Origin of the sequence: Vibrio marinisediminis, assembly GCF_014050145.1 — a bacterium.
In the GTDB taxonomy this organism is placed as follows: Bacteria; Pseudomonadota; Gammaproteobacteria; order Enterobacterales; family Vibrionaceae; genus Vibrio; species Vibrio marinisediminis.
Genome location: NZ_JACFYF010000118.1, coordinates 1 through 321 on the forward strand (window position 1 = coordinate 1; position 321 = coordinate 321).

General features: G+C 64.5%; 1 protein-coding gene. It reads left to right on the forward strand.

Annotation, left to right across the window (positions count from 1 at the left end):
* Window positions 1-116: 116 nt before the first annotated feature.
* A partial coding sequence (locus H2O73_RS20565; RefSeq protein ID WP_246335983.1) for a beta-lactamase family protein occupies window positions 117-321 on the forward strand: 205 nt, incomplete at its 3' end.

A 321-nucleotide genomic window follows, 5' to 3' on the forward strand; every position in this document is an offset into this window, starting at 1 on the left:
GGTCCGGGAAACCTCAGGCTGCCCCGGACATCGGCAAGGCGCATTATTCCGATGCCAATTTCCAGCTGCTCGGCGCGGTCATCTAGGCCGCGACCGGCCTGTCCTTTGGCGACGCCTTGCAAGAACGGATCTGCGGACCCCTCGGCCTTAGCCGAACCGCTCTCTTCGATCCCACCCGTGACGACAACGGCCGGACGTTGCCGGTCTATCACAAGGCGCTGAGGCTCGATGTCACGCTGATCCTGTCCAGCATGGGGCCGGACGGCGGCCTCGTGGCGGGTCCGGACGATCTGCTTGTCTTTCTGCGCGCGTTTATGGCTG